Raw genomic sequence first — 24,923 nt, 5'->3', positions numbered from 1 at the left:
GGTGCACCCTGGTCGTGGTGACGTGAAGTAGCGTGGTCCGACCCGCCGGCGCCGACTCAGGCGTCCAGAAGGTGAACAGGGCTACTCAAGAGGGAGAACGGGGCATGGCGCGGGAAGGCGGCCGGGCCCGGCGGCGCGGCCAGGGCGAGCTGGAGGGCCAGGTCCTCGGCGCGCTGCGCGAGGCGGACGGGCCGGTCACCGCGGCCTGGGTGCAGCAGCGCCTGGGCGGCGACCTCGCCTACACCACCGTCGTCACCATCCTGACCCGGCTGCTGGCCAAGGAGGTCGTCGCCCGCGAACGCCAGGGCCGCTCCTTCACATGGACGCCGACCGCCGACGTGGCCCGCCTCGCCGCCCTGCGCATGCGCCGCCTGCTGGACGGCGAACGGGACCGCGAGGCGGTCCTCGCCAGCTTCGTCACCGCCCTGCCGCCCGGCGACGAGCAGGTGCTGCGCGCCCTGCTCGACGCGTCGGACACCGGTCTGCAGCAGTCCACGGACACGGGGGAGGGCCGTACGGAAGACTGACCCTCCATGGGGGTCTTCGTCTTCCTGCCACTGGTGCTGCCGCTGTCCGCCTGGCCGGTCGCCCGGCTGGCCGAGACACGTCTGCATCCGCGCACCGCGACCAGGCTGCTGACGGCGGTCGCGGTCGTCATGGCCGGGTGCAGCACGCTCTGCCTGGCCCTGCTCATGGTCGTCGGCACCGCCAGGGTGCCCGGCAACCCCCTCCCGGACAACTGGTCCGACCCGCAGGTACGGGCCGCCGTACCGCACGACGAGGTCGCCGGCCGGGCCGCCGTCCTCGCGCTCGCCCTGATCGCCGTCGGCTGCGCCCGTACCCTCCTGCGGCACCGCCGGGTCACCCGCCGCGCCCGCCGGGCCCTCGCCCCGCTGACCGGCCGCACGGTCGCGGTCCTGCCCGACAGCACGCCGTACGCCTACGCCCTCCCCGGCGGCCGGGGCCGGATCGTCGTCAGCACCGCGCTGCTGGCCGGGCTCGCCCCGGCCGAGCGGCGTGCCCTGTTCGCCCATGAACGCGCCCATCTGGCTGCCCGCCACCACCGCCATCTGCTCGCCGCGCACCTCGCCGCGCGCGCCAACCCGTTCCTGCGGCCGCTGCGCACCGCCGTCGTCTACACGGCCGAGCGCTGGGCGGACGAGGAGGCGGCCCGTGCGGTCGGCGACCGGCGCACCGTCGCCCGCGCCATCGGCAGGGCGGCGCTGTTGTCCGCCGGCACGCCGGCGGCCACCCTGGCCGCGCTCGCGGCCGCGGGGCCCGTGCCGCGCCGGGTGGCGGCGTTGCTGGCACCCGCACCCGTGGCCCGGACCTGGCCGCCGGCCTTCACCTCGGCCGGACTCGCGGTCTGGGCGGCCGCCGCCGGGGCGCTGGTGTCCGCGATGTCGTCGGCGAACTCCGCCGTCACCCTGTTCCTGCTCTGACCCGGAGGACATGGATGGCGTTCTCGGTACGGTCCCTGACCGCGGACACCTGGCCCGACTTCGCCCGACTGGTGGCGGAGCACGACGGGGTCTGGGGCGGCTGCTGGTGCATGGCCTTCCACGAGGAGGGCGTCGGCCGCACCAGGACGCCCGAGCAGAACCGGACGGATAAGGAGGCGCGGGTCCGTGAGGGCAGGGCGCACGCGGCCCTGGTGTACGACGGCCCGGACTGCGTCGGCTGGTGCCAGTTCGGCCCGCCCGCCGAGCTGCCCCGGATCAAACACCGCCGCGCCTACGAGGCGGCCGCCCCGACCCCGCCCGACTGGCGCATCACCTGCTTCTTCGTGCACCGCGCCCGGCGCCGCACGGGAGTGGCCTCGGCCGCGCTCGACGGCGCTCTGCGCGAGATCGCCCGGCTCGGCGGCGGCAGGGTGGAGAGCTACCCGCAGGACACCGAGGGCACCCGGGTGTCCGCGTCCTTCCTGCACAACGGCACCCTCGCCCTGTTCGAGAGCCGGGGCTTCACCCGTACCCGACGCCTGGGCAAGAGCCACTGGGTGGTGACACACACGGTACGGCCGTCTTCCTGAGGCAGGCCGAGGGCCCGGCTCCCTGCCGGGAACCGGGCCCTCGTGCCGCGGCTCACCGCCGCGGCTCAGTCCTGCGGGAAGTCGCCCGCGAGCGCCGAGGCGATCCGCAGATGCCGCTCCGCCTCCTCGTGCCGGGCCTGCCGCTGGAGCGTCCGGCCCAGCATCAGCCGGGCGTAGTGCTCCACCGGGTCACGCTCGACGACGATCCGCAACTCGGCTTCCGCGCGGCGCAGTTGGGCCGAGTGGTAGTAGGCACGGGCCAGCAGCAGCCGGGGTCCGGTCTGCTCCGGCACCTCCTCGACCAGCCCGGTCAGCACCCGCGCCGCGCCCGCGTAGTCCTCGGCGTCGAAGAACTGCTGCGCGCGCTCCCAGCGCTCGGCCGGTGTGCCGTGGTCGTAGTACGTGGTCTCCACTTGCGTCTCCACTCGTGACCTCCTTCGACGGCCACAACGGAACTCATTTGTTCAATATTCCACTAACCCCGTCGGGTCTCCAGGGCGGCCAGCTCGGCGTTGGCGCGCTCGGTGATCAGGGTCAGCACCCGGCCGGTCACGGCGCGGTCCTCCTCGGAGATGCCGGCGTAGATCCGGGCCGACACCGGTGCCGTCTCGGCCGAGGTCCTGGCGTACAACTCCCGACCGCTCTCGGAGATTTCCACCCGGGACGCCTCCGCCGCGACGAGCAGCCCGGCGGCGATCAGCTCGTCGATCGTCTCGAGCGCGTCCGCCGCGTCGACCTTCAACGCGTCGGTCACGCCGTCGACCAGCGCGGCGCGCTCGACCGGCCGGTCCGCGACGGCGGCGAGCCGCAGGGTGACGTTCTGCTGGAAGGTGGTGCCGTAGGAGGCCAGCACGCGCTCCAGGACGGCTCGAGCGGCGTAGTGGGCGAGGGCGATGGTGCGCGGGTCGACCAGGGGTGCGGTGGTGGTCATGACTGCTCCGTCTCGGGATCGGTGGTGCCGAACGGGTCAAGCGGTGCGTCGAGCAGGATCTTCAGCTCCCGGCTGAACTCCCGTGCGCGCGGGCTGTCGAGGCCGCCGAGCGGCGCCAGCAGCTGCCGCAGCAGCCCCTCGACGACATCGATCGCCTTGCGGGTGACCTCGCGTCCCTGCTCGGTGAGTTCGAGCTGTACGGCGCGCGGATCGCCGGGGTGCCGGGTGCGCTCCAGGAGGCCGGCCGACTCCAGGCCGCGGGCCAGCTTGGAGACGTACAGCGCCTCCAGGCCGGTGTGATCCGCGAGGCGCCGCTGGCTGGGCCGCAGACCGGCGCGGTGCATGCCGTACAGCGACGCCACCAGTGCGTACTGCGCGTGGGTCAGCCCCAGCGGGGCCACGGCGCGATCCACCGCGACCCGCCACTTCATGGACAGCCGCCACACCAGGAAACCGGGCGTGGCTCCTTCGGAAGCCTTGCTCATGGCAGATACAGTACATGGCTACTATGTACATGGCTACTATTCGGGACGGCTGCCAGGGGCTGTCCGGCCGATCGGCGATTCCCTGCGGGGAATTGTCGTACGGCACCCGGCGCAGCATGGTCGTCGTCGTACGCCGACCATGCCCGACCGAGGGGAACGATCGTGCCTGACATCGCCATCGACATGGACATCCACCAGCTGACCGACCGCTACGTCGCCGTGTGGAACGAACCCGACGCCGAGCGCCGCCGCGCCGCGATCCGCGAACTGTGGTCCGCCGACGGGGTGCATATGCTGCAGTCCCCCAAGGAGTTGCTGCAGGCCGCCGAAGGACTCGGCTTCGACCGACTCGTTCTGGAGGCGCGCGGGCACAGCGCACTGGACTTCCGTGTGACGCGCGCCTACGAGGAGTTCGTGGCGCCGGGCACCTTTGTCTTCCGGTCGCGCGGCAACACCGACCGGCTCCGTGATGTCGTCAAGTTCCAGTGGGAGATGGTGTCCCGGGACGGCGGTGAGGTCGCGGCCGTCGGGCTGGAGATCCTCGTGCTCGGCCCCGACGGCCGTATCCTGAGCGACTACCAGTTCATCGAGGGATGACCGCGCCTGTGCGCCAGTCGCTGTTCCAGCTTCGAGCGGCGGTCGGGCCACTCCGTCGCGGTGATCGAGAAGATCGCAGAGTCACGGAGCAGGCCGTCCTCACCCGGTACCCACGACCGGGACCAGTTCCTCAGCACTCCCTCGAACCGGGCCCCCACGCCCTCGATCGCCGCCCGGGAACGGGCGTTGCGCGCGTCCGTCTTCAGGTCGACGCGCGCGACGCCCCAGTTCTCGAAAGCGTGCCGGAACAACAGGAACTTGGCCTCGGTGTTCAGTCCCGTGCCCTGGGCCGAGGCCGCCAGCCAGGTGAAGCCGACCTCGATCGCACAGAGACCGTCACCGCTCGGCCAGGGCCGCGGATCCCAGTAGGCGGTGGCCCCCACGGCCCGTCCCGACGACTTCTCCACCTGTGCGTACGGTGCCAGCTTCCGGGCGGCGGCACGGGCGAGCTGCATGTCGATGTACCCCTCGACCTCGTCCGCCCGCGGCACCCAGGTGAACCCATAGGCGCTCCGGTCCTCCTCGGCCGACGCGGCCAGGTCGGCGGCATGGCGGTGCGCCAAGGGCTCCAGGCGCACAAGGGCTCCATCGAGAACCGGGCCGTCAAGCGCGAAACTCACCGATCACCACTCCATGCCTGTGCAGACCGTCCGCATCGGGGTGCAAGCGTTCCAGTGCCGTCGTACTCGTGTCGCGTGGATTTCCGCACGTCATGTGGCGACGGGTGCGGCTCAGTGATGGTCGGCCACCTGCGTGGCGAGGAAGTCCAGCAGAGCGGCGTTGAAGGCCTCGGGCTGCTCCGTGCCGGGCAGGTGCCCTGCCTTCTCGATGACTTCCATGGTCGCGTGGGGGACGAGACGGTGGATCGCCTCGGCGTCCGCGACGGGCGTGTAGACGTCGTCCGCGCCGACGACGATCAGCACCGGCTCCCGCACGGCGGCCAACGTGTCCCGGTAGTCGGGGCGTTCGGCCCGTCCACGCAGTGCCGCCGCCGCGCCACGGGGGTCGGTGGCGCGCATCATGCCCAGGACTCGTTCCGCGACATCGGGCATCGCGGTGACGTTGTACGGGGCGAGCATCTTGTCGATCACCTCACCTGCGTAGCCGGCCATTCCCTCGGCGAGGAGCCGGTCGGCCAGCCGGTTGCGGAACTCCTTGCCCTCGCCGGTCTCGGCAGGTGCGGAGGCGTCGGACAGGACCAGGGCGTGCACCCGCTGCGGGTGACGGCGCCGGAACTCCATGGTGATCTGACCGCCCATGGACACGCCGCCGACCACCGCCCGCCCGATGCCCAGATGGTCGAGGAGCGCGGCGAGGTCGTCGGCGAAGTCGGAGAGGAAGACCTTCCCGGGGGTCACGCTGCTGCGGCCGTACCCGCGCAGATCGGGTGTGATGACCCGGTATCCGGCTTCGGCCAGTGCCTTGGCCTGGGGCGCCCACAGGGTGCGGTTGAAGGGGTGCCCGTGGATCAGAAGGACCGGCAGTCCGGCCGAGGGCCCGAGGTCGTCGTAGTGGATGGTGGCGCCACGCAGGGCTACGGCGTTCATGTCAGGCAGCGTAATCCTTGCCCCTGGGGGCAAGGTCAACACGCCGTCCTGGTGGGCCTTGTGCGCGTGACGATCGTCATCGGTGACGAACACGTGAACCGGCTGTGCGAAACGTTCTCGCACGAGATGCTTCGACCGGGGAGGATGGGGCGAGGTCGGAGGCGCTGTGGGCATGAATCAGCCGGTGTTCGAAGAGCGGGAGGCGGACCGCCCGTCGGCGCGGATGGGGCCGTGGCGGTTCGTGGTCTGGTTCGGCACGGTCAGCCTGCTCGCGGACTTTGTGTACGAGGGCGCCCGTTCGATCACCGGCCCGCTGCTCGCCTCGCTGGGTGCGTCCGCCCTCGTCGTCGGCGTGGTCACCGGCGCCGGTGAGGCGGCGGCACTGGGGTTGCGGCTGGTCTCCGGCCCGCTGGCCGACCGCACTCGCCGCTTCTGGGGCCTGGCGATCGCCGGGTACGCCCTGACGGTCGCCTCGGTGCCGCTGCTCGGCGTCGTCGGGGTGCTGTGGGCGGCGTGCGCGCTGGTGATCGCCGAGCGGGTCGGCAAGGCGGTGCGCTCGCCCGCGAAGGACACGCTGCTCTCGCATGCCACCGCCGCCACCGGGCGGGGTCGCGGCTTCGCCGTCCACGAGGCGCTGGACCAGATCGGCGCCCTCGTCGGCCCGCTGCTGGTGGCGGGCGTGCTAGCGCTGACCGGGAACGACTACGGGCCCGCGCTCGGCGTGCTCGCCCTCCCCGGCATCGCCGTACTGCTGCTTCTGTTCTGGCTGCGGGCCCGGGTGCCGGACCCGGAAGCCTACGAACGCGAGGTGACCGCCGCCGCACCCACGACACCGGGCGGGCGGGACGGGCGGGACGGCCGGGACGGGCGGCTGCCGAGGGCGTTCTGGACCTACGCCGGGTTCACGGCGGCCACCACGACCGGCTTCGCCACCTTCGGCGTGCTCTCCTACCACCTGGTCCAGCGCCATCTGCTGTCCGCCGCGTGGGTGCCGGTGCTGTACGCGGCGGCGATGGCCGTGGACGCCGTCGCCGCCCTGGCCACGGGCTGGCTGTACGACCGGCACGGCCCGCGCGTGCTGATCGCCCTGCCCGTCCTCACGGCGGGTGTGGTGGCCCTGGCGTTCACCGACACGGTCGCCGTCGCGGTGGTCGGGTCGCTGGTGTGGGGCGCCGCCATGGGCATCCAGGAGTCCACCCTGCGGGCCATGGTCGCGGACCTGGTGCCCAGCGGACGGCGCGCGACCGCGTACGGCCTGTTCGCAGGCGTGGTCGGCGCGGCGAGCCTGGCCGGCGGCGCGTTGACGGGCGGCCTGTACGGCTACTCCATCCCCGTGCTCATCACGGTGGTCGTCGTCATCCAGGTGCTGGCCGTGGTGTTGCTGCTGGTCACCAGGGTACGAACCGCATCCGGACCCCCGGAGTAGACCTGCCGACGCCGGCCCAGCCACGTGGCTGGTTGCCGCCCCGGCCGTCCGGCAGGAGACTGCTGGTATCCGGCGATCGGGCTCGCCGCCAACCGCACCGACGCGGTGCTGATGGCCTCTCCCCGCTGACCACGCTCACGTCTGAGGAGGTCAGGGCCATGCCCCGGATCACCGTCGACATCGACGCCACCGCTTCCTCCACCATCCGCACGTCCGACGACGGCGCCTCCGGCCGCCTCACGTCGACGGGCTGGCCGGTCGGACACGGACGCATCCCCGACACCCTGGACGACGACGGGTTGCCCCTGGACGCCCTGGTGCTGATGCCCGAACCCGCCCTGGCCGGCACCACCGTGCCCGCCTGGCCGCTGGGCGTCCTGCACCGCACCGGTGCACCGGCCGCACCCGCCGCCCCGGTGCTGCTGTGCGTGGCCGAGGACCCTTCCTTCATCGACCTCGTCGACACCGACGACCTGCCCCGCTGGCACGCCGAAGGCGACGCCTGGGCCGCCGTTCTGGCACGCCTGCAGCACCAGGCCGTCGGCGAGGTCACAGGCTGCGGCACCCGCGCCGAGGCCGAGCACCTGATCAGCGACGCCCATCATGCCTACGAGCGGCTCACGGGCTGCCTGGATTGACGGATCATTCGAACGACCACCGGGCAACGGCTCGCCGAACCCGCGCGGCCGCGCCTACGGAATTCAGCCACCGCGGCCCATCCCGGCATACCGGTTAGACCGCCGCAGACCGGCACCGGCTCGTTGTCGGGGGACACCGACCGGCAACGGATCAGTCAAGATTCACCCAAGCGCTGCACAGGAAACCCTTAGGTAAGGCTCACCTAACCTATGCTGACGTCGTCCCCAGGCAGCCCGCCCCCACCCGGCCGCCATCAGAGCACGACCCGGAGTTTTCCCCATGTCCAGCGCCAACATCGCCCTGCTCGGCGCCATCGCGGGCCTCACCATCTACCTCGGCCTCCCGCTCGGCCGGCTGCGCACACCGACGCCCCGCCTGAGGGCCGGGCTGAACGCCGTGGCCATCGGCATCCTCGTCTTCCTGGTCTGGGACGTCCTCACCCACGCCTGGGAACCGGTCGACGAAGCGCTGAGCGACCACCACTGGGCGACGGTCGCCTCCGGCGGACTCGTCCTCGCCGCCGGACTCGCCGCCGGGCTCGCCGGGCTGGTGTACTACGACGCCTGGATCGCCCGCCGCCGGGCGGCCGCCAGGCGTCCCGCCGGTCCCGGCGCCGCCGTGGCGACGGAGCTGGCGCCGAAGACGCGCAGCCAGGCGGCCTCCCTCGCCCTGATGATCGCGACCGGCATCGGCCTGCACAACTTCGCCGAGGGCCTGGCCATCGGCAACTCCGCCGCCAAGGGCGAACTCTCCCTCGCCGTGCTGCTCATCGTCGGCTTCGGCCTGCACAACGCCACCGAGGGCTTCGGCATCGTCGCCCCGCTCGCCGCCGAGGGTGAACGCCCCTCCTGGGCCACCCTCTTCTGGCTGGGGCTCATCGGCGGCGGCCCCACCTTCCTCGGCACCCTCGTCGGCCAGCACCTCGTCAACGACACCCTCTCCATCGCGTTCCTGGGCCTGGCCGCCGGCTCCATCCTCTATGTCGTCATCGAGCTGCTGGCCGTAGCCCGCAAGGCCAACCTCAAGACGCTCACCACCTGGTGCATCCTGCTCGGCCTGCTCCTCGGCTTCGCCACGGACGCGGTGGTGACCGCCGCCGGAGCCTGACCGTTCCCATGCACGGCGGGGACCTGCCCACTTCAACGGCGTTCCGGGTGTCCGGGACGCCGTTTTCCTGCCGGGTCGTCAGTCGTGCGGCGGCAGGTGGCCGATCTGGTGGTCGGCGACGTTCAGCGCTTCGTCGACCAGGCGGCGCAGATGTCCGTGCCGCAGCGCGTACACGACCCGGCGCCCCTCCTTCCGCGTGGTCACGAGCCCGGCCAGGCGCAGCCGGGCCAGGTGCTGGCTGACCGATGTCCGTGTGGTATCGGTCGTCCCGGTGAGTGTCGTGACGTCGGCCTCCCCCTCGCCGAGCCGCCGCAGCAGAGCCAGACGGGTGCGGTCGGCGAGCAGGCCGAGGACCTCCACCGCGACCGCGAGCCGTTCGCCCTCGTCCACTTGTTGCGAGGGGTGCGCACCTGATAGATGCATGCGTGCGTTCATGTGCACATAATGGGGGAGCAGCAGCACCGGCGTCCAGCCACGACCAGCCCGCCGTCGCGAAAGGCGCACCTTGAACGAGCAGACCCACACCCACGAGCCGCACGGGCACCGGCACGCGTACGCCGACGCCCACCACGATCACGGGCACCACCACAGCGGCCACGATCACGGGCACGGGCACGACCCTGACCACCCGCACGGAGCCGGATGGTGGTCGAAGGCCCGGCACCAGCTCGCTCACCTGGTCACGCCGCACAGCCACGAGGCCCTGGACAAGGTCGACTCCGCGATGGAGACCTCCCGCGAGGGGATGCGCACGCTGTGGCTGTCGCTCGCCATCCTCGGGGCGACCACCGTGGTCCAGGCGATGATCGTGGCGGTGTCCGGGTCGATCGCGCTGCTGGGCGACACCATCCACAACGCGGCCGATGCGCTCACTGCCGTACCTCTCGGCATCGCGTTCGTCCTGGGGCGGCGGGCGGCCAATCGCCGCTACACCTACGGGTACGGCCGCGCCGAGGACCTGGCCGGCATCGCCATCGTGCTGACCATCACCGCCTCCTCCGCGCTGGCCGCCTACGAGGCCGTCGACCGACTGCTGCACCCTCGCGACGTCAGCCACCTGGGGGCCGTCGCCGTCGCCGCCGTGGTCGGCTTCGTCGGCAACGAGTGGGTGGCCCGCTACCGCATCCGCACCGGCCGCAGGATCGGCTCCGCCGCGCTGGTCGCCGACGGCCTGCACGCCCGCACCGACGGCTTCACCTCCCTGGCCGTCCTCCTCGGCGCAGGCGGCGCCGCCCTCGGCCGGCACTGGGCCGACCCGGTTGTCGGACTGCTGATCACCGGTGCGATCCTCATGGTGGTCAAGGACGCCACCCGCGAGGTGTACCGGCGCCTGATGGACTCCGTCGACCCCGCGCTGGTCGACAGCGCCGAGCGGGCCCTGCGCACCGTCGAGGGCGTCGAGCATGTCGGCTCGGTGCGGATGCGCTGGATCGGCCACTCCCTGCGCGCCGAGACCGACATCGTCGTCGACCCGCAGCTGAGCGTCGCCCGGGCCCACGCCATCGCCGTCGAAGCCGAACACGCCCTGATCCACGCGGTGCCCCGGCTGACCGCCGCCACCGTACACACCGATCCGCACCCCACTCCCGACTCCGGTGACCCCCACGCGGCTCTCGTCCACCACGCCACCCGATGACGCCGACAGGGCCGGCGCGGTCACTTCTCCCTGTCCTCCCCTCCCGCCGTTTTCCACACCTGCCGGTGGGGGCCCCGCGATCACCGTCGCGTGTCACCGGTCATCGGGTCCGGTGTAGGCGCGAGCCCACAGGGTGACGTGCAGGACGACCGCCTTCGTCCATGCGGCGTACATGCGCTCGGCCTCGTCCTGACTGTGGCCGTGCCCTTGAAGGAACGGCTTGGTACTGAGGACGACCGGGGCGGTGAAGGCCAGCAGATGGCGCAGGGGGGATGTGGCGCGGCGGGGCACCCGCACGCCGATGCTCCGCACCGGCCGGCACCACCAGCGCGGGCAGCGCCAGGACGCACCGGTAGAACGAAGCCGTTCCGGGCGTGGTGTGCGCCAGATCGAGCAGGACGGCCGAGGCCGACACGCACAGCGCTCCGATCGCCATTTCCCAGCCCGGACGCCGGACCTCCGTCCGCCACGATCGCGGCAGACGCAACGGCATCCGCCCCGTCGGCGGCCGTTTCCGCAGCTGTCCGTCCGGCAGGCGCCGATCGCCGGCCGGACGGTGCATGGCGGTCCGCTCCCCTCGTACGAGTCCGCCAGGGCGGTTCGGCTCGGACCCACGACGCGTACCCCGGCGGCACCCGGAACACCGTGAGCGCCTTTGTAAAGCGCGTTTGCACAGATCCCAGACCCCGGTGCCCGGCCCAGGCCGGAACCGATCCGGCGGGAGCGTTTCAGGCGCCGGGCCTGCGGCCACCCGGCTGCGGATGCAGGCCGTGGTGGCCGTGCACGGCCGGCCGGACGACATCCACTGCTGCGAGGCGGTGCTCCGCGCCTGCACCGGCTGGCTGCCGGGTGTACCGGCCATACCTGCGCGGCTTCGTCCCGACCCGGTTCCGTTCCCCCGACCGCCCCCGCAGCGGACAGATCGGTGTGCTCGGCCGGGACGGATCCGCGCACTGATCGCGATCTCGGCGGGCTACTCGGCCAACCGCCCGGACAGCGCGGTGCCGTATCCGCTGGGGCATGCCTACTGGTACGACCGCCGCGGCTTCTGCCGGTACCTGTCGATTCCGCGCCTGACCCCCACCACCGGCGCCTGAGACACGTGGGCTGTCGGGCGCTGGTCTCACATGTCATCGTGGGGGTCATGGCGAGCGACGCAGATGTGGCCGTGCTGGTCGGGCTGCAGGCTTCCGGAAAGTCCACCTTCTACGCGCGGTGCCTGTCCAGCCGGTACGCGCTGGTCAGCAAGGACCTGTTTCCGCGGGGCGCCAAGAACAAGCAGCAGCGGCAGATGCGGCTCGTGGCGGAGCATCTGGCGGCGGGGCGGCCGGTGGCGGTGGACAACACCAACCCCTCGCCACAGGAATGGGGACCGCTGGTGGAGCTGGCCCGCACGCACGGGGCGACGGTCACGGCCTACTGGTTTCCGCCGGACGTGGCCGGCTCGCTGCGCCGCAACGCCGCACGTGCGGGCCGTGAGCGGGTCCCGGATGTCGGCGTTCTCGCCACGCTGAAGCGACTGCGCAAGCCGTCACCGGCGGACGGATTCGACGAGGTCCGGGAGGTACGTTTCGACGGGCGGGGCGGCTTCGACGTACGGGGACGAGGTCGGGACCTGCTCCACGACACCACCCTCCGGACCGGCATCGACGGCGCGGCCAGGGTGGCGGGAGGGAATCAGAGGGACGCGTGCAGCGTTTTGGGGGAACACGGGGAATAGATAGAGCACCTCGGGGCGTGAGTCGGGAGGTGAGTGGGTACGGGCACTCCCTTCAGTACGCAACTGTCGGTGCCGGGCCTGTCACCGGTGCGCGGTCTCGGTGCCGAGGTCGGCCGGGCGGCGGTACGCCTGGTCAGGCTGCCGGTCGACATCGCCGTGGAGGGCGTGGGGCAGCTGACCGGATGGATCGGTCACCCCCAGCCCGCGGGGTCGGCGCAGAGCAGGCCAGGGGCGGCCGACGCGACGATCCCGGTGCTGCTGATCCACGGTCTTGCCGACCGGGAGTGGGTCACCTCCTCTCTGCGGCGTGGCCTGGACGGCTGCGGTGCGGGCCCCTTCGTCACGGTCAGCTACAACGCGCTCAGCCCGGACATCCGCACGGCGGCCCGGGTTCTGGGTGAGCAGGTGGAGATGGTCCATGCCGGCGGTGCGGCCGGACCTGTGATCCTGATCGGATACAGCCTGGGTGGCCTGATCGCCCGCTACTACGTACAGCGCCTCGGCGGGGACCGCCATGTGCCCCTGCTCGTCACACTGGCGACCCCGCACGCCGGGACGGCGACGGCCCTGCTGGCTCCGCCCCATCCGCTGCTGCGCCAGCTGCGGCCGGGCAGCGATGTGCTGACCGAGCTCGCCGAGCCCGCCACCGGATGCCGTACCCGGTTCGTGGCCTTCTACAGCGACCTGGACGAGGCCGTCGTACCGGCTGCCAGGGGCCGTATCGACCATCCCCACCTCAAGGCCCGCAACGTACTCGTACCGGGTGTCGGACATCTGACCCTGCCTCTGCACCAGCCGGTCATCGATCAACTGCGCTCCCTGCTGACCGCCGCCGGCCAGGCCGTGGCCCCCGGATCGGCTGCGCACCGCTCGTGACATCGGCGCTGCCCGTGACATCGGCGACGAATCGGAGGACGCTGAGACGTAGGGGGGTAGGAACGAACGTAGCCGGTAAGAACGTCAGCACCTGTGCGGACCGACACCATGGCCTCTTCACCCAGCCCCGACAGTAGCGCGACCATGCGTCCGTATCGCCCCGAGGACGAGCCAGGGGTGCAAGAGCTGATCGATGCGGACCGGCTGCCCGGGCAGCAGCGTTGCACTCCGGAGCAGTTGGCCGCCGCGCGGCGCGGTCCGTTCGCCCTGGCCGGCTGGGCCATGTCGGCCCGGCCCGGGATCGGCGTCCTGGCCGACGCCGAGGAGCGCCCCCGCGGCGTCGTCGCGTACGCGTCCTGGACGGATGTCCGCACGGGCGTGATCTGCTGGGCTTACGGCCGCGAGGATCCACCCGTGCTGCGGGCCCTCCTGGGGCATGCATGCGCCGAACTCGCCCACTGCCCGAAGATCGACGCGTTCGTCGGCGCCCCGCCGGGTCCCCTGGGGCCGGGTGGCCTGCCCCGCGCCCGCCGGGCCGCAACCCATGACGCTCTGGTGGAGGCCGGATTCACCGGCCGTTGCCAGGGTGCCTACCTGTACTGCGCGCTACCGGGCGAGCCGTCGCCCGCCAAGCTGGTCGCCGACGTCTTTCCCTGCGAAGTCCCGCCCGGGCACCGGCTGATCGTCCGCGACGGGGCCGAGCCGGTCGCGGAGGCGGTGGTCGGTGCCGGACCCGGCCGCACCGCGACCGTGTACTGGATCGAGACCCGTCACACCCACCGTGGCCGGGGCCTCGGCCGCAAGCTGCTCGGCCAGGCCCTGGCCCTGCTGGCCGAACAGGGTGCCTGCGAGGTCGCCCTCGTCATCGACGACGTCCCGGCCCGTCCCCCGGAGAGCGAGGCCGCCGCCCGGCTCTTCGGCTCCTTCGGCTTCACCCTTGTCGACCGGTTGTGGACCTACCGGCGGCAGCACCCTTCGAGCCCGCGGCCGACCGCGTGATTCCGGCGATGTGACCGCGGCGCCGTCCGGTATGACGGCGGGAGCCGCACCGGTCAGGCGGGCACTCGCTCGACGGCCTTCTCCGCGGCCTTGAGAACGGTGGAACGTGCCTGATGGCGCCGCTCGTACTCCAGCACCCGCCGGCAGTGCCTGGGTTCGGCGTCATTGAGCCGCTTGACGACCTCCTCCGCGGTCATGCCGTCGTAACCGGGCCAGGGCACCGGCCCGAGCAGGGTGGCGATCCGGCTCAGGACAGCCGGGCGGCCCGCGTGGGAACGCTCGTAGGCGCCGACCATGGCCAGGTCCGTCTGCGTGAGGTGCGGCAGCCGGTCGATGATCATCCTGGTGCTGAGCCTGCGGTAGTCGGGGATCGGCAGCTCGTCCTCGCTGATGAGGGCTCCCCGCGGGGCGCCCTGGAGCCGGTCCGCACCCGGCATGCGCTCAGCCGTCTCCCGCAGCCAGCTGCTCCACTCGCGCACCGCCAGGGCAGCACCGCCGACACCCGCTCCGTCCGTGGTCTCGCTGGCCGCCACCGCGGCTTCGGCGTGCTGTTCGAGAGCGTCGGCGAGCTCCTCCAGCGCCTCTTCGTCGTCATGGCGGATGGAGCCGAGCAGCTCGGTGGTGACGGCGTCCCCGGACTCCTGGGCGATGCGTTCGGCGGCCCGGCAGACGGCCAGGGCCAGCGCGGTGACCGCGTACTCATCCTCGGCGTTCTTCAGCAGCCGCAGCTGGGTGGCCGTTCCCCGGCCGCGGAAGACGGCGGCCGGAACCGACATCGCCATGCCGAGAGGCAGCCGGGCCGCATGCCCGGTGAGCTGCCAGGCGCCCCCGAGGACGCTCTGCATCAGCCCGCGGGGCTGCAACGTATCCAGCCGTTCGTCGATGCGGTAGACGTGGCCGCGGGCGTCGCCGAGGCGGCGCTCCAGGACATCCCGGTGTTCACCGGGGGGCGTGACGGCGAGGTGGGCCTTGAAGCGGTCGGCGAGCGCCGCCTTGGTCTCACGGACCTCGCGCAGCGCCGGAACGAGCAAATCTGTGGCTACGGACATCAAGGTTCCTTCGGATGCTCGGTGCTCGGGAGGAATCGGCCGGAAGCCGGCCCCGCCCCCACCGTGCCCCGAACCGGCCACTCCCGCATCCTCCGCTCCGGCGTACGGGAGTGGGCGCAAGTGCGGGCGGGCGCCCTGACTTGGCGCCGAGGCCCCGCTCCGGGCGCTGCTGCGCTGCGGGAACGCGGTGGACCGCGTGCCGTATGTCAGTGTCGGTGCACTGAGCCATCCGGGGCTCGGTCCGCTATGTGGCGATCCCCTGGCGGCCCGCTCCTCCTCCCGGCGCCGCCGTCCCGTCGCTCTTGCGTGCCGTGTTGCGCTGGTAGAGCCGCTGGATGTCGTGTGCGGTGATGATGCCGTCGAGGCGAGAGCTGTCCATGACCAGGACCGGCAGCCCGCCGCCGGTGCCGAGCCGTGCCAGGACCGCGGTGAGTTGCTCGTCGGGCGCGGCGATCGTGCACTGGGAGACAGGTGTCGCGAAGTCCCGTACGGGATGCGCCTGCTGCTCGCCGGACGGACCGAGGGCCAGTCGGCGCAGCTCTACGACCCCGCTGGGCCGGCCTTCGAAGTCCAGCAGCGGCAGCACCGAATGCCGTGTCCGGGCGGCCACGTCGGAAAGGAAACGGTCCACGGTCAGCCAGTCGGGGCCGGTGTCCACCGGGCTGGTCATCGCATCGGCGACCCGCACCCCGCGCAGGGCCAGGGCCAGCTGCGCCCACCGGCGTTCGGCCGCGGCGGCGCCCGCCACGAACAGCGCGACGACCATCAGCCACAGTCCGCCTGTCATACCCCTGGCGAACGCGAGCCACCCCACCAGGGCCAGCGCCATGCCGATGATCTGTCCGGTGCGCCCGGCCGCGCGCTGGGCCCGTTCGCGGTCGCCGGTACGCCACCAGAGCGCGGCCTGGAGCACGCGGCCTCCGTCGAGCGGAGCGGCAGGCAGCAGGTTGAAGACGCCCAGCAGCAGGTTGATACCGCCGAGCCAGCCCAGTACGGCGACGGGGAGTCGCCAGTCGAGCGTCGCGTGGACCCCTGCCGCGGCGCCGACGGCGGCCCCGCCGAGCAGCAGGCTGGCGAGCGGCCCGCTGACGGCGACCGCGAACGCCGTCCGCGCCGTGGCCGGCCGGTCCATCCGGGTCACTCCGCCCAGTGCCCACAGCGTCATGTCCTGCACCGGCACACCGGCCCGGCGGGCCACGAGCGCGTGCGCAGCCTCATGCATCACCAGGCCGGCGAGCAACAGGAGAGCGCCGGCGACCCCGGCCGTCGCGTACGCGAGAGGGGCCAGACCGGGCACGTACGAGGGCAGCGTCCGGTCGGCCAGACCGTACGCGAAGAACAGCATGATCAACGGCACGCTCCAGTGCGCGCGCACCGTCACGCCCCGCACACTTCCGATCCTGATCGAACCCTTCATCGCCAATCTCACCACCGAGGGAGCGACGCGTATGGCCCCACGGCCGTGGTTCGCCCCCTCCATGGTCCATCGGCACCCCTGCGAACGGAACGCCTCACCTGGCGTTGTTCCACGTCTCCCGGTCGTCCATCAGAGTGTGCAGCACGCCGTGGCCATGGTCAGCTCGTCATGTGCCCCACCGCGGGCCGACCGCGCGACATGATCGATCCGGATCCTGACCGTGGACCCCGACACCGTCGTCGTCCAGGACGTGGTTGACCGGGCGGACAGTGGGCGGTGCCTGGCCGGGCGACTTGGCGCGGGCAGGATCCGGCGCGCCGAGCGCTGCAGAGCGGGCAACGCAAGCCGGCGGCGCACAGGGTTGCGGGTGTCCCGACGGCGGCGCCGGGCGTCCCCTGCCCGGTGAGTCTGTCAGGTCACGGTGAAATCAGGGCCGACCGGCCCTGTTCCGTGGGCCCGGAAACCAGAAAGATCTCGGTGGGCAGGGTCGGTCCTGTCCGCCGGCGGACATCGCTGCGGCACGCGGAACAAGGAGTTTTCGATGGCGGACGGCGAGCAGGACAGCACGATCCGGGTCTTCCTGCTGGACGACCACGAGGTGGTGCGGCGCGGTGTGCGCGACCTGCTGAACGACGAGCCGGACATCAGTGTGATCGGCGAGGCCGGCACGGTGGAACAGGCCCTGGTGCGCGTCCCCGCGCTGCGCCCGCAGGTGGCCGTGCTCGACGTACGCCTGCCCGACGGTGACGGCGTGACCGTGTGCCGGGAACTGCGCTCCCGGATGCCCGAGTTGGCCTGCCTGATGCTGACCTCCTTCGACGACGAGGAGGCCCTGCTCGACTCCATCATGGCGGGCGCGTCCGGCTACGTCCTGAAGCAAATCCAGGGCTCGGACCTCGTGTCCGCCGTGCGCACCGTCGCCGGCGGCCAGTCTCTGCTCGATCCGAGCGCCACCACCAGGTTGATGGCCCGGCTGCGCGGCGGTGAGCAGCAGCAGGAGGAGCCGGACGAACTGCGGGGCCTGACGGAACGTGAGCGGGAGATCCTGACCCTGATCGGGGAGGGGCTGACCAACCGCCAGATCGGCCGGCGGCTCTACCTTGCCGAGAAGACGGTGAAGAACCACATCTCCCGTCTGCTCGCCAAGCTCGGCGTCGAACGGCGCATCCAGGCCGCCGTCATGGCCACTCAGGTCCACGACCGGCAGCGGCCGGAACGATCCTGAAGTCCGGGGGCCGGCGCCTGCCGGAGGCGCCCGGTCCCCCCTGTTCCCGGCCGTCCCACCTCGCATATCCACTGGCGGAGTTGCAGGCGCGCCTGGACGCGGCCCGCGGCACTCGGGACCGGGTGCACAGCCTGCTGGAGGCCGTCCTCTCGGTGGGCCGGGAGTGGGAATGCCTCCCGAGGGCCGCCGCAGCGGTCTGCGCTACATGGCCGAGTTGGCGGCGCGCGCCTCGTCGTCGCGCGAACAGCCAGGCCGGCCGACGAGTTCGACCGACGACAACGGCCGTCGCCCGCGTGCCCACGAGGGCGACGGCCGTCGTGCGAGCGTCGTGCCTCCCCCGACACGAGACCCGCGCGGACGTCCTTGCCACTCGTGGGGCACCGCGGGAAGGACCGCCCCACCTCTTCGGAGTCGCAAGGACATGGCACCGCAGCCTGGTTGACGTCGTGTCCCGGGAGACTGCGGCGGTTCCTGCCTACGAGAGTCGGACCGCGACGGGTTGCCGGGAAGAGGGCCGACCGGCCCTCGGGCCAGGGTCTGAAGGCCCCGCTCTGACACACCCACACCGTCGTCCGGGCCGACGACCCGGCCTTCGCAGAGCCCGCCAACGAGACCGACACCATCCATGACCTTTCGTCGGGGCACCCTGATCCGCCCGGACCTCACTGCGGGCTGAGCAGGGTGCGGTGGCTGAGTCCGGCTCCCGCCCCAACCGGTCCGCCGGGCAGGGACGTTCAGCCCATCCGATGGAGACCTTCGGCATCGGGCGGGACGCCGCGCGACGGACGAGAGTGAGTGAGGGACGAGGGGCAGTGGCCCCTGCCCGCGCAACCCTGAACACGACGCTGGAATCGGGTTCCCCGATTCAGGAGGTGGAGATCATGCCCCGCACCATCACCGTGGGTCTCGACGGCTCGCCCGAGAGCCGCGCCGCCGCGGAGTGGGCGGCCCGCGAGGCGGAGCTGCGTGGACTGCCCGTGAAACTCGTCCAGGTCCGGGAGCCGGCACCGGCCCCGACGGCGCACGCCCCGTTCCTGGGCGGCGAGACCTACCAGCACTGGAGCGAGCGGATTCCCCGGGAGTCCGCCGAGGGCCTGCGGCTGCGCCACCCCGGTGTCGAGGTGAGCACGGAGCAGCTCAGCGGTTCGCCCGCCGAGGCCCTGGTCGGCGCGGCGAAGGACGCCGAACTGCTGGTCCTCGGCTCGCGCGGCCTGGGCGGGATCGCGGGTTTCCTGGTCGGCTCGGTCGGACTCGCCGTCGTGGCGCACGCCGAGCGGCCCGTCGTCCTGGTCCGGGCCGGCCGGCAGACCGCGGACGAGCACGAGACGGACCCGGCCGGTGGCCCGTCCGCCGCCACCTCCGTCCGCCCGGTCGTCCTCGGAATCGACCTCGGCTGCCCCGACGACACCGTGATCCGGTTCGCCCTCGACGCCGCCGTCCGCCAGAACGCGCCGCTGCGCGTCGTGCACGGCTGGAACCCGACGCCGTACTACGCCTACGGCATGGCCCCCGACCCCGGAGTCCAGCAGTTGCTGGCGGACAGCGACGCCGGCGCCCTGACCGAGGTGCTGGCCCCCTGGCGGCAGAAGTACCCGGACGTCGAGGTCGTCGCGCAGTCGCGCTTCGGCAGCCCGTCCAACGTCCTGATCGACGCCTCCCGCGAGGCCTCGCTGGTGGTCGTCGGCCGGCGTGTCCGCCGGGCTCCCGCCGGTGCCCACATCGGGCCCGTCACCCATGCCGTCCTGCACCACGCCACTGCCCCCGTCGCCGTCGTCCCGCACGACTGACCCACTCCGAGGAGCAGACATCATGAAGGCAGCGGTCGTACGAGCCTTCGGTCAACCCCTGGTCATCGAGGAGCGTCCTGATCCCGAGCCCGGCCCCGGCCAGGTCCGCATCCGCGTCGAGGCCTCCGGCCTGTGCCACACCGACATCCACGCCGCGCACGGCGACTGGCCGGTCAAGCCGGACCCGCCGTTCGTCCCCGGCCATGAGGGCGTCGGCCTGGTCGAGGCCCTCGGCGACGGGGTCACCCACCTGGCCGTCGGCCGGCGGGTCGCCGTGCCGTGGCTGGGCAGGGCCTGCGGGCGGTGCGAGCACTGCCTGTCCGGCTGGGAGACACTGTGCGAGCAGCAGATCAACACCGGGTACGGCTGCGACGGCGGCCACGCCGAGAAGATGCTCGCCTGGGCCGACTTCGTCCAGCCGGTGCCCGAGGGCATCAGCCCGTTCGACGCCGCCCCGCTGACCTGCGCCGGCGTGACGACGTACAAGGCCCTGAAGGTCGCCGAGGTCCGGCCCGCCCAGCTCGTGGCGATCTCCGGTGTCGGAGGCCTCGGCCATCTCGCCGTGCAGTACGCGAAGATCGCCGGTGCTACCGTCGCCGCCATCGACGTCACCGACGACAAGCTCGAACTCGCCGAGAAACTCGGCGCCGACCTCGTCATCGACGCCCGCAAGCAGAATGTCGGCCAGGTACTCAAGCAGCACGGCGGCGCCCACGCCGCGATCGCGCTCGCGGTGCACGACGCCGCGTTCGAGGCGGTCAACTCCGGGCTGCGACGCGGCGGCAAGCTGGTCATGGTGGCCCTGCCCGCACACGGCACCGTCCGCGTCCCGATCTTCGACACCGTCCTGAACGGCACCTCGGTGATCGGCTCCATCGTCGGCACCCGGCAGGACCTCGCGGAGGTCTTCCAGCTGCACGCGGCCGGCCGGACCGAGGTCATCCACGAGACCCGGCCCCTCACCTGCGTCAACGAGTCCATCGACGACGTCCTGCGCGGCCAGGTCAAGGCCCGCATCGTCTTCGACCTCGGAACGGGGGGCTGACAGCGATGGACCTCCCCATCGTGGTAGGCGTCGACGGCTCCGAGCCGAGCCTGCGGGCCGTCGACTGGGCGGCCGACGAGGCCGCCGTGCGCGGGGTGCCGCTCCGGCTGGTGTACGCCTCGCTGTGGGAGCGGTACGAGGGTGTCTCCCTCGCCGCAGACCTCGGCAGGCCCTCCGATCAGCTGATGGCCGAGGAGATCGTGGCGACCGCCGAGCGGCGGGCCCGGCGCCGGCAGACCGACGTGAAGATCTCCACCGACGTACTGCCCGAGGAGCCCGAATACGCCCTCGTGCGGGAGAGCCGTATGGCCTCGGCGGTCGTCCTGGGCTCCCGCGGGCGAAGCGGAATGGCCGAGGCGCTCGTCGGCTCCGTCAGCGTGACGGTGGCCGGTCACGCGCACTGCCCGGTCATCGTGCTGCGCGGCAGCCACGACAACCGGGCACCGTCCGGGGTGCACGGCCGGATCGCCGTCGGTGTCGGCGAGAACGCGGAGAGCGCCGCGGCCGTGCGCTTCGCCTTGGACGAGGCGCGGCTGCGCGGGGTGCCGCTGGACGCCGTACGAGCCTGGCGGTGCCCTGCTCACGAGAGCATCGACCATGGCAGGCTGTCGGGTGAAGCGGCCCTGGAAGCGGCCTTGCAGGACCTCCCGGCCGATGTCCAGGTGCACCGGCGTACCCTCGAGGGCTCCGCCCGCCAGGTGCTGTCGGCCGTCTCGGCGGAGGCGGACCTGCTGGTCGTCGGAGCCCGGCGGCGAGAGGGCCACTACGGCCTCCAGCTCGGCCGTGTCGCCCATGCCGTGCTGCACGACTGCGCCTGTCCGGTCGCCGTCGTACCCCAGCGGGCGTGACAGCCGGTGACCGGCTGCTGAGTGAATCGCGAGGTCACGGCGGCAGCCTCGCCAGGGTTCAGGTCAGGGCCGACCGGTCCGGGCGGCGTCGCGGTGCCTGGCACATGACACACTGCGACGCGCCGACTGCGAACTATTTACCGCAGCACCGGCAGCCAGGAACGTACTCGCGATGCCGTCGAGCTCGGCGGCGTGCCGGCCGTACCCGTCGGAACCGGTGTCCGCGAGCCGGGGCGCGCCTGGCCGGCAGCCGTCGCGCCCTGCAGGATCAAGGCGGCGACAGCGTCGGGATGAGCGATGAGTGACACATGGCAGGAGTTGATCTCCACGGTGTGGGACTTGGCGCGTCTGGCCTCGAAGCGTTCCTGGTCCGGGTTGATGGTCTTGTCCTGGCGGCCCACGAGAGCCCAGGACGGGATGGTCTTCCAGGCGGCGACCTTGGCGGTCTGCGAGAACGCGGTCGTCGCGGCCGGGCGCTGGGTCACCCCGAGCAGGTTCGCCTGGCTCATGGGCAGGCAGGCAGCGAAGAGCGGGTACACCTTGTCCCGCTTGAGGTACAGGTCAATCCCGTTGGTCCGACCCGTTCGATAGGGCACGGAGGTCGTGGCGGTGGCGAGGGCACTCGGGAACCGGGCGGCCAGCGACGTACCGCTCTCCCCGACGTCGGGCATCTGAGCGGATATGTAGACCAGGGACTTGACCTCCGGGTTGCCCGCGGCGGCCGTGCTGATGACGGCGCCGCCGTAGGAGTGGCCGACCAGGACGATCGGACCTTTGATCGACTTGAGGACCGAGGCAATGTACGCGGAGTCGCTGTACAGGCCGCGCAGTGGATTGGCCGGGGCCATGACCGTGTAACCGCGGCGTTCGAGTCGTTCGATCACTCCGTTCCAGCTGGAGGCGTCCGCGAACGCGCCGTGCACCAGGACGATGGTCGGCTTCCGGCCGCTCGCTGCGGCGTCCACCGTCAAGGCAGGGGCGGTGGTCGGCGCGCACAGAACGGCAACGGCGCATCCCGCTGTCGCGAAGCGGAGGGGCAGTACGCGGCGCAGTGAGCTTCGGATCGTCACCGTCATGCCGTTCTCGCTTTCGCTGGGACTCCTGTGGCCCACCTCAGCGTTCACCCATGGGTGGGAGCAGGCACGGCAGCACCGTCCAACCGGGTGAATTCCAGCGCGGCTTGCGCTACAGGTCCAGGACGACGGCGCTGGTCGGCTTGGAGCAGCAGATGAGGACGTTGCCTTCCGCCGGAGGCTCGACGGGGTCCGGGGAGTAGTCGACGGTGCCGGCCATCAGCGCGAGTTCGCAGGTGTGGCACACGCCGGTGCGGCAGGACCACTGGACGGGAACGTCACACGCTTCCGCCAGTTCGAGAAGGGACTCCTGGGCGTCGTTCCACGGAACGTTGAGGCCGCTGCGGGCGAAGGAGACCTCCGGTCCTGTGCCTGCAGGACCCGGCGGTTGATGGGGTGCGGGGGTGGCCGTGGAGCCCTTGATGCCAGGAGTGAGAGCCGCCCCCGCACCGAAGATCTCTGTGTGGACCCTGGTGGCGTCCAGGCCCCAGTCGATGAGCGCGGTGGTGAGGCTGTCCATGAAGCCCACCGGGCCGCAGAGGTAGGCGTCGGCGTCGGTCGGCAGACCGAGTTCCGGAACGCGATCGGCCGTCAGGCGCCCTGCTTCGCCGTAGTCGACGCCGCGGCGGTCCGTGGCCCGTGGAGCGCTGTAGAAGACGGTCGACCGCGCGTTGGGGAGGGCGGCGATCAGATCTTGGCATTCCTGGGCGAAGGGATGCTCCGTGCCGTTCCGCGCTCCGTGCAGCCACCGCACCTGTCGAGTGGAGTGATCCCGCGCGAGCGCGTGCAGCATCGCCAGTACCGGCGTCACCCCCACTCCCGCCGACAGCAGGATCACCGGACCGTCGCCCTGGGCGAGGCAGAAGGTGCCACGGGGCGCTGCGGCTTCCAACCGGTCGCCGACTCGGGTGTGAGCGCGCAGTTCGTTGCCGGCAGCGCCGTGGGGTTCGACCTTGACACTGATGCGGTATGTGCCCGTGCCCGGCTCGCCCGAGAGCGAGTAACTGCGGATCAGCGGCGGTTTCACCCCTCCGGCGGGCTGGACCTTGACCGTGAGGAACTGGCCGGGCTGTGCCGTCGGCAGTTCGGAGCCGTCCGGGGCTGCCAGGTGCAGGGAGAACACGCTGCTGCTCTCGGGTTGGATGTGCGTGACGGTCAGCGGGCGGAAGCCCTGCCAGGCAGGTGGCGGGGCGGTGGCAGCCGTGTTCAGACCGGCGCTCCCGGTGGAAGCGCCTGCCCGGCTGTCGGCCTGTTCCAGAAGAGTCCGCATCGAGACCTGCCAGCCCGGGCTGAGGGCCGGGATGTGAAGTGCGCGTTCCACCTGCTCACGCGTGTGGCCAGGCAGGTAGAGGATCCCGTCGATCTCCTCGACCGTCATCGCCTCGGGTCCGGTGGAGACCTTGACGATCTCCTGCCCCGCCTCGACCTCCCCCTCCTCGATCACCCGCAGATAGAACCCGGGACGATGGTGGGCCACAAGCAAGGCGGCCATCTGAGGTTCCCGCATGCGCAGCCCCACCCGGTAACACGTCACCCGGGGCTGGGTGACCTCGAAGAGCGCCCCTCCGATGCGGTAGCGGTCCCCGATGCAGACCTCGTCGTCGGGCAGACCCTCGACCGTGAAGTTCTCACCGAACTGCCCGGGTGCGAGGTCGTCTCGTCCCAGTTCCTTCTGCCAAAAGCGATACGAGTCCAGCTGGTATACCAAGACGGCTCGCTGTTCACCGCCGTGTCCGCCCAGATCCCCTTGTCCGTCCCCGTCGATGTTCAGCCGCCGCACCATCCGCGGCCCGGAAACCGTGTGCTTGTAGACGCCGGTGAACACGGTCCTGCCGTGCCAGGGGACATCTTTCGGCAGGCCGACATTCACTGCCATCAACGTGGCCACCATAGCCGCCCCTCTCCCAGCATGGCTTCCTGCCGCCCCGTCTGAAGATCCGTCCCCCTGGCCCCATACCGCGATGTCGGTGGGTTGGTTGCGGAACAGGGCCAGCCGGATCCGGTCACTGCCAGGCCGGTCCAGAAGGGCCTGATCGAGGATCCGATCGACCGGCCCGGGCGCCGGACTGCCCCCACGCCCGGACGCCTATGTCTGGGCGCCTGCGGTCTGCTTCTCCTTCTTCTCCTTCCGCCCGCTGCGTACCAGCCAGGTGGCTCCGCCGACGGCGAGGGCGACGGGCCATTCCAGAGCTCCCGCCACGGTCAGTGCGCCGAGGCCGCCGTAGAAGGCGAGATCCTTGACTGTGGGCGTACCGGGCATGCGGGCCGTCGCCGCCCGGGCCGTGCTCGTCATCTCCTCCATGCTGAGGTACGGAATCGGCACCGAAGGATGCAGCGTGCGCATGTGCAGGTGCAGACCCGCGCCGTCCCCCTCATGGGTTTGCTGTTGCGATGTCTCCGCCGTCTTGGCCATCCCTCCTCCTCCCTTCATCGGAGTCGGTGTGGTGTGCCTCTTCAATTCTCGCGCGTTTCCGGTGGCGTGTG

General features: G+C 71.9%; 28 protein-coding genes and 1 riboswitch. Of the genes, 16 read left to right on the top strand and 12 right to left on the bottom strand.

Features of this window, described 5'->3' with window-relative positions; all coding sequences use genetic code 11:
* Positions 1-104: 104 nt before the first annotated feature.
* From ACWCQS_RS22540 to ACWCQS_RS22530, 3 genes are read left to right on the top strand one after another with little or no spacing between them, the layout of a single operon-like run.
* The gene (locus tag ACWCQS_RS22540) at positions 105-527 is read left to right on the top strand and encodes a BlaI/MecI/CopY family transcriptional regulator (RefSeq protein ID WP_451006083.1); all 423 of its coding nucleotides are present in this window, start codon (positions 105-107) and stop codon (positions 525-527) included.
* A 6-nt stretch (positions 528-533) separates the two neighbouring features.
* Positions 534-1,442 carry a M48 family metalloprotease gene (locus ACWCQS_RS22535; protein WP_451006082.1) on the top strand — a complete coding sequence of 303 codons (909 nt, stop codon included), beginning with the start codon at positions 534-536 and terminating at the stop codon, positions 1,440-1,442.
* Positions 1,443-1,456: 14 nt separating this feature from the next.
* On the top strand, positions 1,457-2,032 hold the full coding sequence (locus ACWCQS_RS22530) for a GNAT family N-acetyltransferase (RefSeq protein WP_451006081.1): 576 nt from the start codon (positions 1,457-1,459) through the stop codon (positions 2,030-2,032).
* Between the two features lie 65 nt (positions 2,033-2,097).
* On the opposite strand, the gene ACWCQS_RS22525 is transcribed toward ACWCQS_RS22530, so the two are convergent.
* The 3 genes from ACWCQS_RS22525 to ACWCQS_RS22515 all read right to left on the bottom strand — a co-directional run bounded on the left by ACWCQS_RS22525 (position 2,098) and on the right by ACWCQS_RS22515 (position 3,448).
* Complete coding sequence (locus ACWCQS_RS22525) at positions 2,098-2,445, bottom strand: tetratricopeptide repeat protein (RefSeq protein WP_388633565.1); 348 nt, start codon at positions 2,443-2,445, stop codon at positions 2,098-2,100.
* A 62-nt stretch (positions 2,446-2,507) separates the two neighbouring features.
* A complete protein-coding gene (locus ACWCQS_RS22520; RefSeq protein ID WP_451006080.1) occupies positions 2,508-2,963 on the bottom strand; it encodes a MarR family transcriptional regulator in 456 nt (151 codons plus the stop codon).
* Positions 2,960-3,448, bottom strand: a complete 489-nt coding sequence (locus ACWCQS_RS22515; RefSeq protein WP_451006079.1) for a MarR family winged helix-turn-helix transcriptional regulator — start codon at positions 3,446-3,448, stop codon at positions 2,960-2,962. Before ACWCQS_RS22515 ends, ACWCQS_RS22520 begins: the two co-directional genes overlap by 4 nt.
* A gap of 162 nt (positions 3,449-3,610) precedes the next feature.
* On the opposite strand from ACWCQS_RS22515, the gene ACWCQS_RS22510 reads away from it, so the two are divergent.
* Entirely contained in the window at positions 3,611-4,045 is a 435-nt protein-coding gene (locus ACWCQS_RS22510) for a hypothetical protein (RefSeq protein WP_451006078.1), read from the top strand.
* Here the strand turns inward: ACWCQS_RS22510 and ACWCQS_RS22505 are convergent.
* Both ACWCQS_RS22505 and ACWCQS_RS22500 read right to left on the bottom strand, forming a co-directional pair.
* Positions 4,024-4,665 (bottom strand): GNAT family N-acetyltransferase, encoded by a 642-nt coding sequence (locus ACWCQS_RS22505; RefSeq protein WP_451006077.1) that lies wholly within the window; start codon positions 4,663-4,665, stop codon positions 4,024-4,026. The genes ACWCQS_RS22510 and ACWCQS_RS22505 overlap by 22 nt on opposite strands.
* A gap of 111 nt (positions 4,666-4,776) precedes the next feature.
* A complete protein-coding gene (locus tag ACWCQS_RS22500) occupies positions 4,777-5,592 on the bottom strand; it encodes an alpha/beta fold hydrolase (RefSeq protein ID WP_451006076.1) in 816 nt (271 codons plus the stop codon).
* 172 nt (positions 5,593-5,764) lie between these two features.
* On the opposite strand from ACWCQS_RS22500, the gene ACWCQS_RS22495 reads away from it, so the two are divergent.
* The 3 genes from ACWCQS_RS22495 (at position 5,765) to ACWCQS_RS22485 (ending at position 8,764) form a co-directional block, all read left to right on the top strand.
* Positions 5,765-7,018, top strand: a complete 1,254-nt coding sequence (locus ACWCQS_RS22495; protein WP_451006075.1) for an MFS transporter — start codon at positions 5,765-5,767, stop codon at positions 7,016-7,018.
* A gap of 62 nt (positions 7,019-7,080) precedes the next feature.
* Positions 7,081-7,146, top strand: a riboswitch (Fluoride riboswitch).
* 30 nt (positions 7,147-7,176) lie between these two features.
* Positions 7,177-7,656 (top strand): inorganic diphosphatase, encoded by a 480-nt coding sequence (locus tag ACWCQS_RS22490; protein ID WP_451006074.1) that lies wholly within the window; start codon positions 7,177-7,179, stop codon positions 7,654-7,656.
* Between the two features lie 280 nt (positions 7,657-7,936).
* Complete coding sequence (locus ACWCQS_RS22485) at positions 7,937-8,764, top strand: ZIP family metal transporter (RefSeq protein ID WP_451006073.1); 828 nt, start codon at positions 7,937-7,939, stop codon at positions 8,762-8,764.
* A 78-nt stretch (positions 8,765-8,842) separates the two neighbouring features.
* On the opposite strand, the gene ACWCQS_RS22480 is transcribed toward ACWCQS_RS22485, so the two are convergent.
* Positions 8,843-9,199 carry a metalloregulator ArsR/SmtB family transcription factor gene (locus ACWCQS_RS22480; RefSeq protein ID WP_451006072.1) on the bottom strand — a complete coding sequence of 119 codons (357 nt, stop codon included), beginning with the start codon at positions 9,197-9,199 and terminating at the stop codon, positions 8,843-8,845.
* A gap of 70 nt (positions 9,200-9,269) precedes the next feature.
* Between ACWCQS_RS22480 and ACWCQS_RS22475 the strand changes: the two genes are divergently transcribed.
* Entirely contained in the window at positions 9,270-10,400 is a 1,131-nt protein-coding gene (locus tag ACWCQS_RS22475) for a cation diffusion facilitator family transporter (protein WP_451006071.1), read from the top strand.
* Positions 10,401-10,493: 93 nt separating this feature from the next.
* On the opposite strand, the gene ACWCQS_RS22470 is transcribed toward ACWCQS_RS22475, so the two are convergent.
* Positions 10,494-10,712 carry a protoglobin domain-containing protein gene (locus ACWCQS_RS22470; RefSeq protein WP_451006070.1) on the bottom strand — a complete coding sequence of 73 codons (219 nt, stop codon included), beginning with the start codon at positions 10,710-10,712 and terminating at the stop codon, positions 10,494-10,496.
* Between the two features lie 449 nt (positions 10,713-11,161).
* Between ACWCQS_RS22470 and ACWCQS_RS22465 the strand changes: the two genes are divergently transcribed.
* The 4 genes from ACWCQS_RS22465 to ACWCQS_RS22450 all read left to right on the top strand — a co-directional run bounded on the left by ACWCQS_RS22465 (position 11,162) and on the right by ACWCQS_RS22450 (position 13,995).
* Positions 11,162-11,497 carry a hypothetical protein gene (locus ACWCQS_RS22465; RefSeq protein WP_451006069.1) on the top strand — a complete coding sequence of 112 codons (336 nt, stop codon included), beginning with the start codon at positions 11,162-11,164 and terminating at the stop codon, positions 11,495-11,497.
* Between the two features lie 47 nt (positions 11,498-11,544).
* Positions 11,545-12,120 carry an AAA family ATPase gene (locus ACWCQS_RS22460; protein WP_451006068.1) on the top strand — a complete coding sequence of 192 codons (576 nt, stop codon included), beginning with the start codon at positions 11,545-11,547 and terminating at the stop codon, positions 12,118-12,120.
* Between the two features lie 69 nt (positions 12,121-12,189).
* Complete coding sequence (locus ACWCQS_RS22455) at positions 12,190-12,996, top strand: esterase/lipase family protein (RefSeq protein WP_451006067.1); 807 nt, start codon at positions 12,190-12,192, stop codon at positions 12,994-12,996.
* 144 nt (positions 12,997-13,140) lie between these two features.
* The gene (locus ACWCQS_RS22450) at positions 13,141-13,995 is read left to right on the top strand and encodes a GNAT family N-acetyltransferase (RefSeq protein WP_451006066.1); all 855 of its coding nucleotides are present in this window, start codon (positions 13,141-13,143) and stop codon (positions 13,993-13,995) included.
* A gap of 53 nt (positions 13,996-14,048) precedes the next feature.
* Here ACWCQS_RS22450 and ACWCQS_RS22445 read toward each other — a convergent pair whose 3' ends face one another.
* On the bottom strand, positions 14,049-15,044 hold the full coding sequence (locus ACWCQS_RS22445; protein WP_451006065.1) for a hypothetical protein: 996 nt from the start codon (positions 15,042-15,044) through the stop codon (positions 14,049-14,051).
* Between the two features lie 244 nt (positions 15,045-15,288).
* The gene (locus ACWCQS_RS22440; protein ID WP_451006064.1) at positions 15,289-16,461 is read right to left on the bottom strand and encodes a site-2 protease family protein; all 1,173 of its coding nucleotides are present in this window, start codon (positions 16,459-16,461) and stop codon (positions 15,289-15,291) included.
* A gap of 541 nt (positions 16,462-17,002) precedes the next feature.
* On the opposite strand from ACWCQS_RS22440, the gene ACWCQS_RS22435 reads away from it, so the two are divergent.
* From ACWCQS_RS22435 to ACWCQS_RS22420, 4 genes are all read left to right on the top strand, one after another.
* Entirely contained in the window at positions 17,003-17,686 is a 684-nt protein-coding gene (locus ACWCQS_RS22435) for a response regulator (protein ID WP_451006063.1), read from the top strand.
* Positions 17,687-18,567: 881 nt separating this feature from the next.
* Positions 18,568-19,473: a universal stress protein gene (locus ACWCQS_RS22430; RefSeq protein ID WP_451006062.1), complete on the top strand. Its 906-nt coding sequence runs from the start codon at positions 18,568-18,570 to the stop codon at positions 19,471-19,473.
* Between the two features lie 22 nt (positions 19,474-19,495).
* Complete coding sequence (locus tag ACWCQS_RS22425; RefSeq protein WP_451006061.1) at positions 19,496-20,518, top strand: zinc-dependent alcohol dehydrogenase; 1,023 nt, start codon at positions 19,496-19,498, stop codon at positions 20,516-20,518.
* Between the two features lie 5 nt (positions 20,519-20,523).
* A complete protein-coding gene (locus tag ACWCQS_RS22420) occupies positions 20,524-21,366 on the top strand; it encodes a universal stress protein (protein WP_451006060.1) in 843 nt (280 codons plus the stop codon).
* A 137-nt stretch (positions 21,367-21,503) separates the two neighbouring features.
* On the opposite strand, the gene ACWCQS_RS22415 is transcribed toward ACWCQS_RS22420, so the two are convergent.
* The 3 genes from ACWCQS_RS22415 to ACWCQS_RS22405 form a co-directional block, all read right to left on the bottom strand.
* Positions 21,504-22,331 (bottom strand): alpha/beta fold hydrolase, encoded by an 828-nt coding sequence (locus ACWCQS_RS22415; RefSeq protein ID WP_451006199.1) that lies wholly within the window; start codon positions 22,329-22,331, stop codon positions 21,504-21,506.
* A 220-nt stretch (positions 22,332-22,551) separates the two neighbouring features.
* Positions 22,552-24,315, bottom strand: coding sequence for an MOSC domain-containing protein (locus ACWCQS_RS22410; protein ID WP_451006059.1), 1,764 nt, complete (start codon positions 24,313-24,315; stop codon positions 22,552-22,554).
* Positions 24,316-24,525: 210 nt separating this feature from the next.
* The gene (locus ACWCQS_RS22405) at positions 24,526-24,852 is read right to left on the bottom strand and encodes a hypothetical protein (RefSeq protein WP_451006058.1); all 327 of its coding nucleotides are present in this window, start codon (positions 24,850-24,852) and stop codon (positions 24,526-24,528) included.
* Positions 24,853-24,923 lie beyond the last annotated feature (71 nt).

It is taken from the genome of Streptomyces sp. NPDC002076 (genome assembly GCF_053593835.1).
Note: the sequence above shows the minus strand (reverse complement) of the source record. Positions and strands in the feature narration are given on the sequence as shown.

Coding starts and splice junctions, on each gene's coding strand:
- ACWCQS_RS22540 (WP_451006083.1), top strand. CDS start 105: ATGGCGCGGGAAGGCGGCCGGGCCCGGCGGCGCGGCCAGGGCGAGCTG.
- ACWCQS_RS22535 (WP_451006082.1), top strand. CDS start 534: ATGGGGGTCTTCGTCTTCCTGCCACTGGTGCTGCCGCTGTCCGCCTGG.
- ACWCQS_RS22530 (WP_451006081.1), top strand. CDS start 1,457: ATGGCGTTCTCGGTACGGTCCCTGACCGCGGACACCTGGCCCGACTTC.
- ACWCQS_RS22520 (WP_451006080.1), bottom strand. CDS start 2,963: ATGACCACCACCGCACCCCTGGTCGACCCGCGCACCATCGCCCTCGCC.
- ACWCQS_RS22515 (WP_451006079.1), bottom strand. CDS start 3,448: ATGAGCAAGGCTTCCGAAGGAGCCACGCCCGGTTTCCTGGTGTGGCGG.
- ACWCQS_RS22500 (WP_451006076.1), bottom strand. CDS start 5,592: ATGAACGCCGTAGCCCTGCGTGGCGCCACCATCCACTACGACGACCTC.
- ACWCQS_RS22495 (WP_451006075.1), top strand. CDS start 5,765: ATGAATCAGCCGGTGTTCGAAGAGCGGGAGGCGGACCGCCCGTCGGCG.
- ACWCQS_RS22490 (WP_451006074.1), top strand. CDS start 7,177: ATGCCCCGGATCACCGTCGACATCGACGCCACCGCTTCCTCCACCATC.
- ACWCQS_RS22485 (WP_451006073.1), top strand. CDS start 7,937: ATGTCCAGCGCCAACATCGCCCTGCTCGGCGCCATCGCGGGCCTCACC.
- ACWCQS_RS22480 (WP_451006072.1), bottom strand. CDS start 9,199: ATGAACGCACGCATGCATCTATCAGGTGCGCACCCCTCGCAACAAGTG.
- ACWCQS_RS22465 (WP_451006069.1), top strand. CDS start 11,162: ATGCAGGCCGTGGTGGCCGTGCACGGCCGGCCGGACGACATCCACTGC.
- ACWCQS_RS22460 (WP_451006068.1), top strand. CDS start 11,545: ATGGCGAGCGACGCAGATGTGGCCGTGCTGGTCGGGCTGCAGGCTTCC.
- ACWCQS_RS22450 (WP_451006066.1), top strand. CDS start 13,141: ATGCGTCCGTATCGCCCCGAGGACGAGCCAGGGGTGCAAGAGCTGATC.
- ACWCQS_RS22445 (WP_451006065.1), bottom strand. CDS start 15,044: ATGTCCGTAGCCACAGATTTGCTCGTTCCGGCGCTGCGCGAGGTCCGT.
- ACWCQS_RS22440 (WP_451006064.1), bottom strand. CDS start 16,461: ATGAAGGGTTCGATCAGGATCGGAAGTGTGCGGGGCGTGACGGTGCGC.
- ACWCQS_RS22435 (WP_451006063.1), top strand. CDS start 17,003: ATGGCGGACGGCGAGCAGGACAGCACGATCCGGGTCTTCCTGCTGGAC.
- ACWCQS_RS22430 (WP_451006062.1), top strand. CDS start 18,568: ATGCCCCGCACCATCACCGTGGGTCTCGACGGCTCGCCCGAGAGCCGC.
- ACWCQS_RS22425 (WP_451006061.1), top strand. CDS start 19,496: ATGAAGGCAGCGGTCGTACGAGCCTTCGGTCAACCCCTGGTCATCGAG.
- ACWCQS_RS22420 (WP_451006060.1), top strand. CDS start 20,524: ATGGACCTCCCCATCGTGGTAGGCGTCGACGGCTCCGAGCCGAGCCTG.
- ACWCQS_RS22410 (WP_451006059.1), bottom strand. CDS start 24,315: ATGGCAGTGAATGTCGGCCTGCCGAAAGATGTCCCCTGGCACGGCAGG.
- ACWCQS_RS22405 (WP_451006058.1), bottom strand. CDS start 24,852: ATGGCCAAGACGGCGGAGACATCGCAACAGCAAACCCATGAGGGGGAC.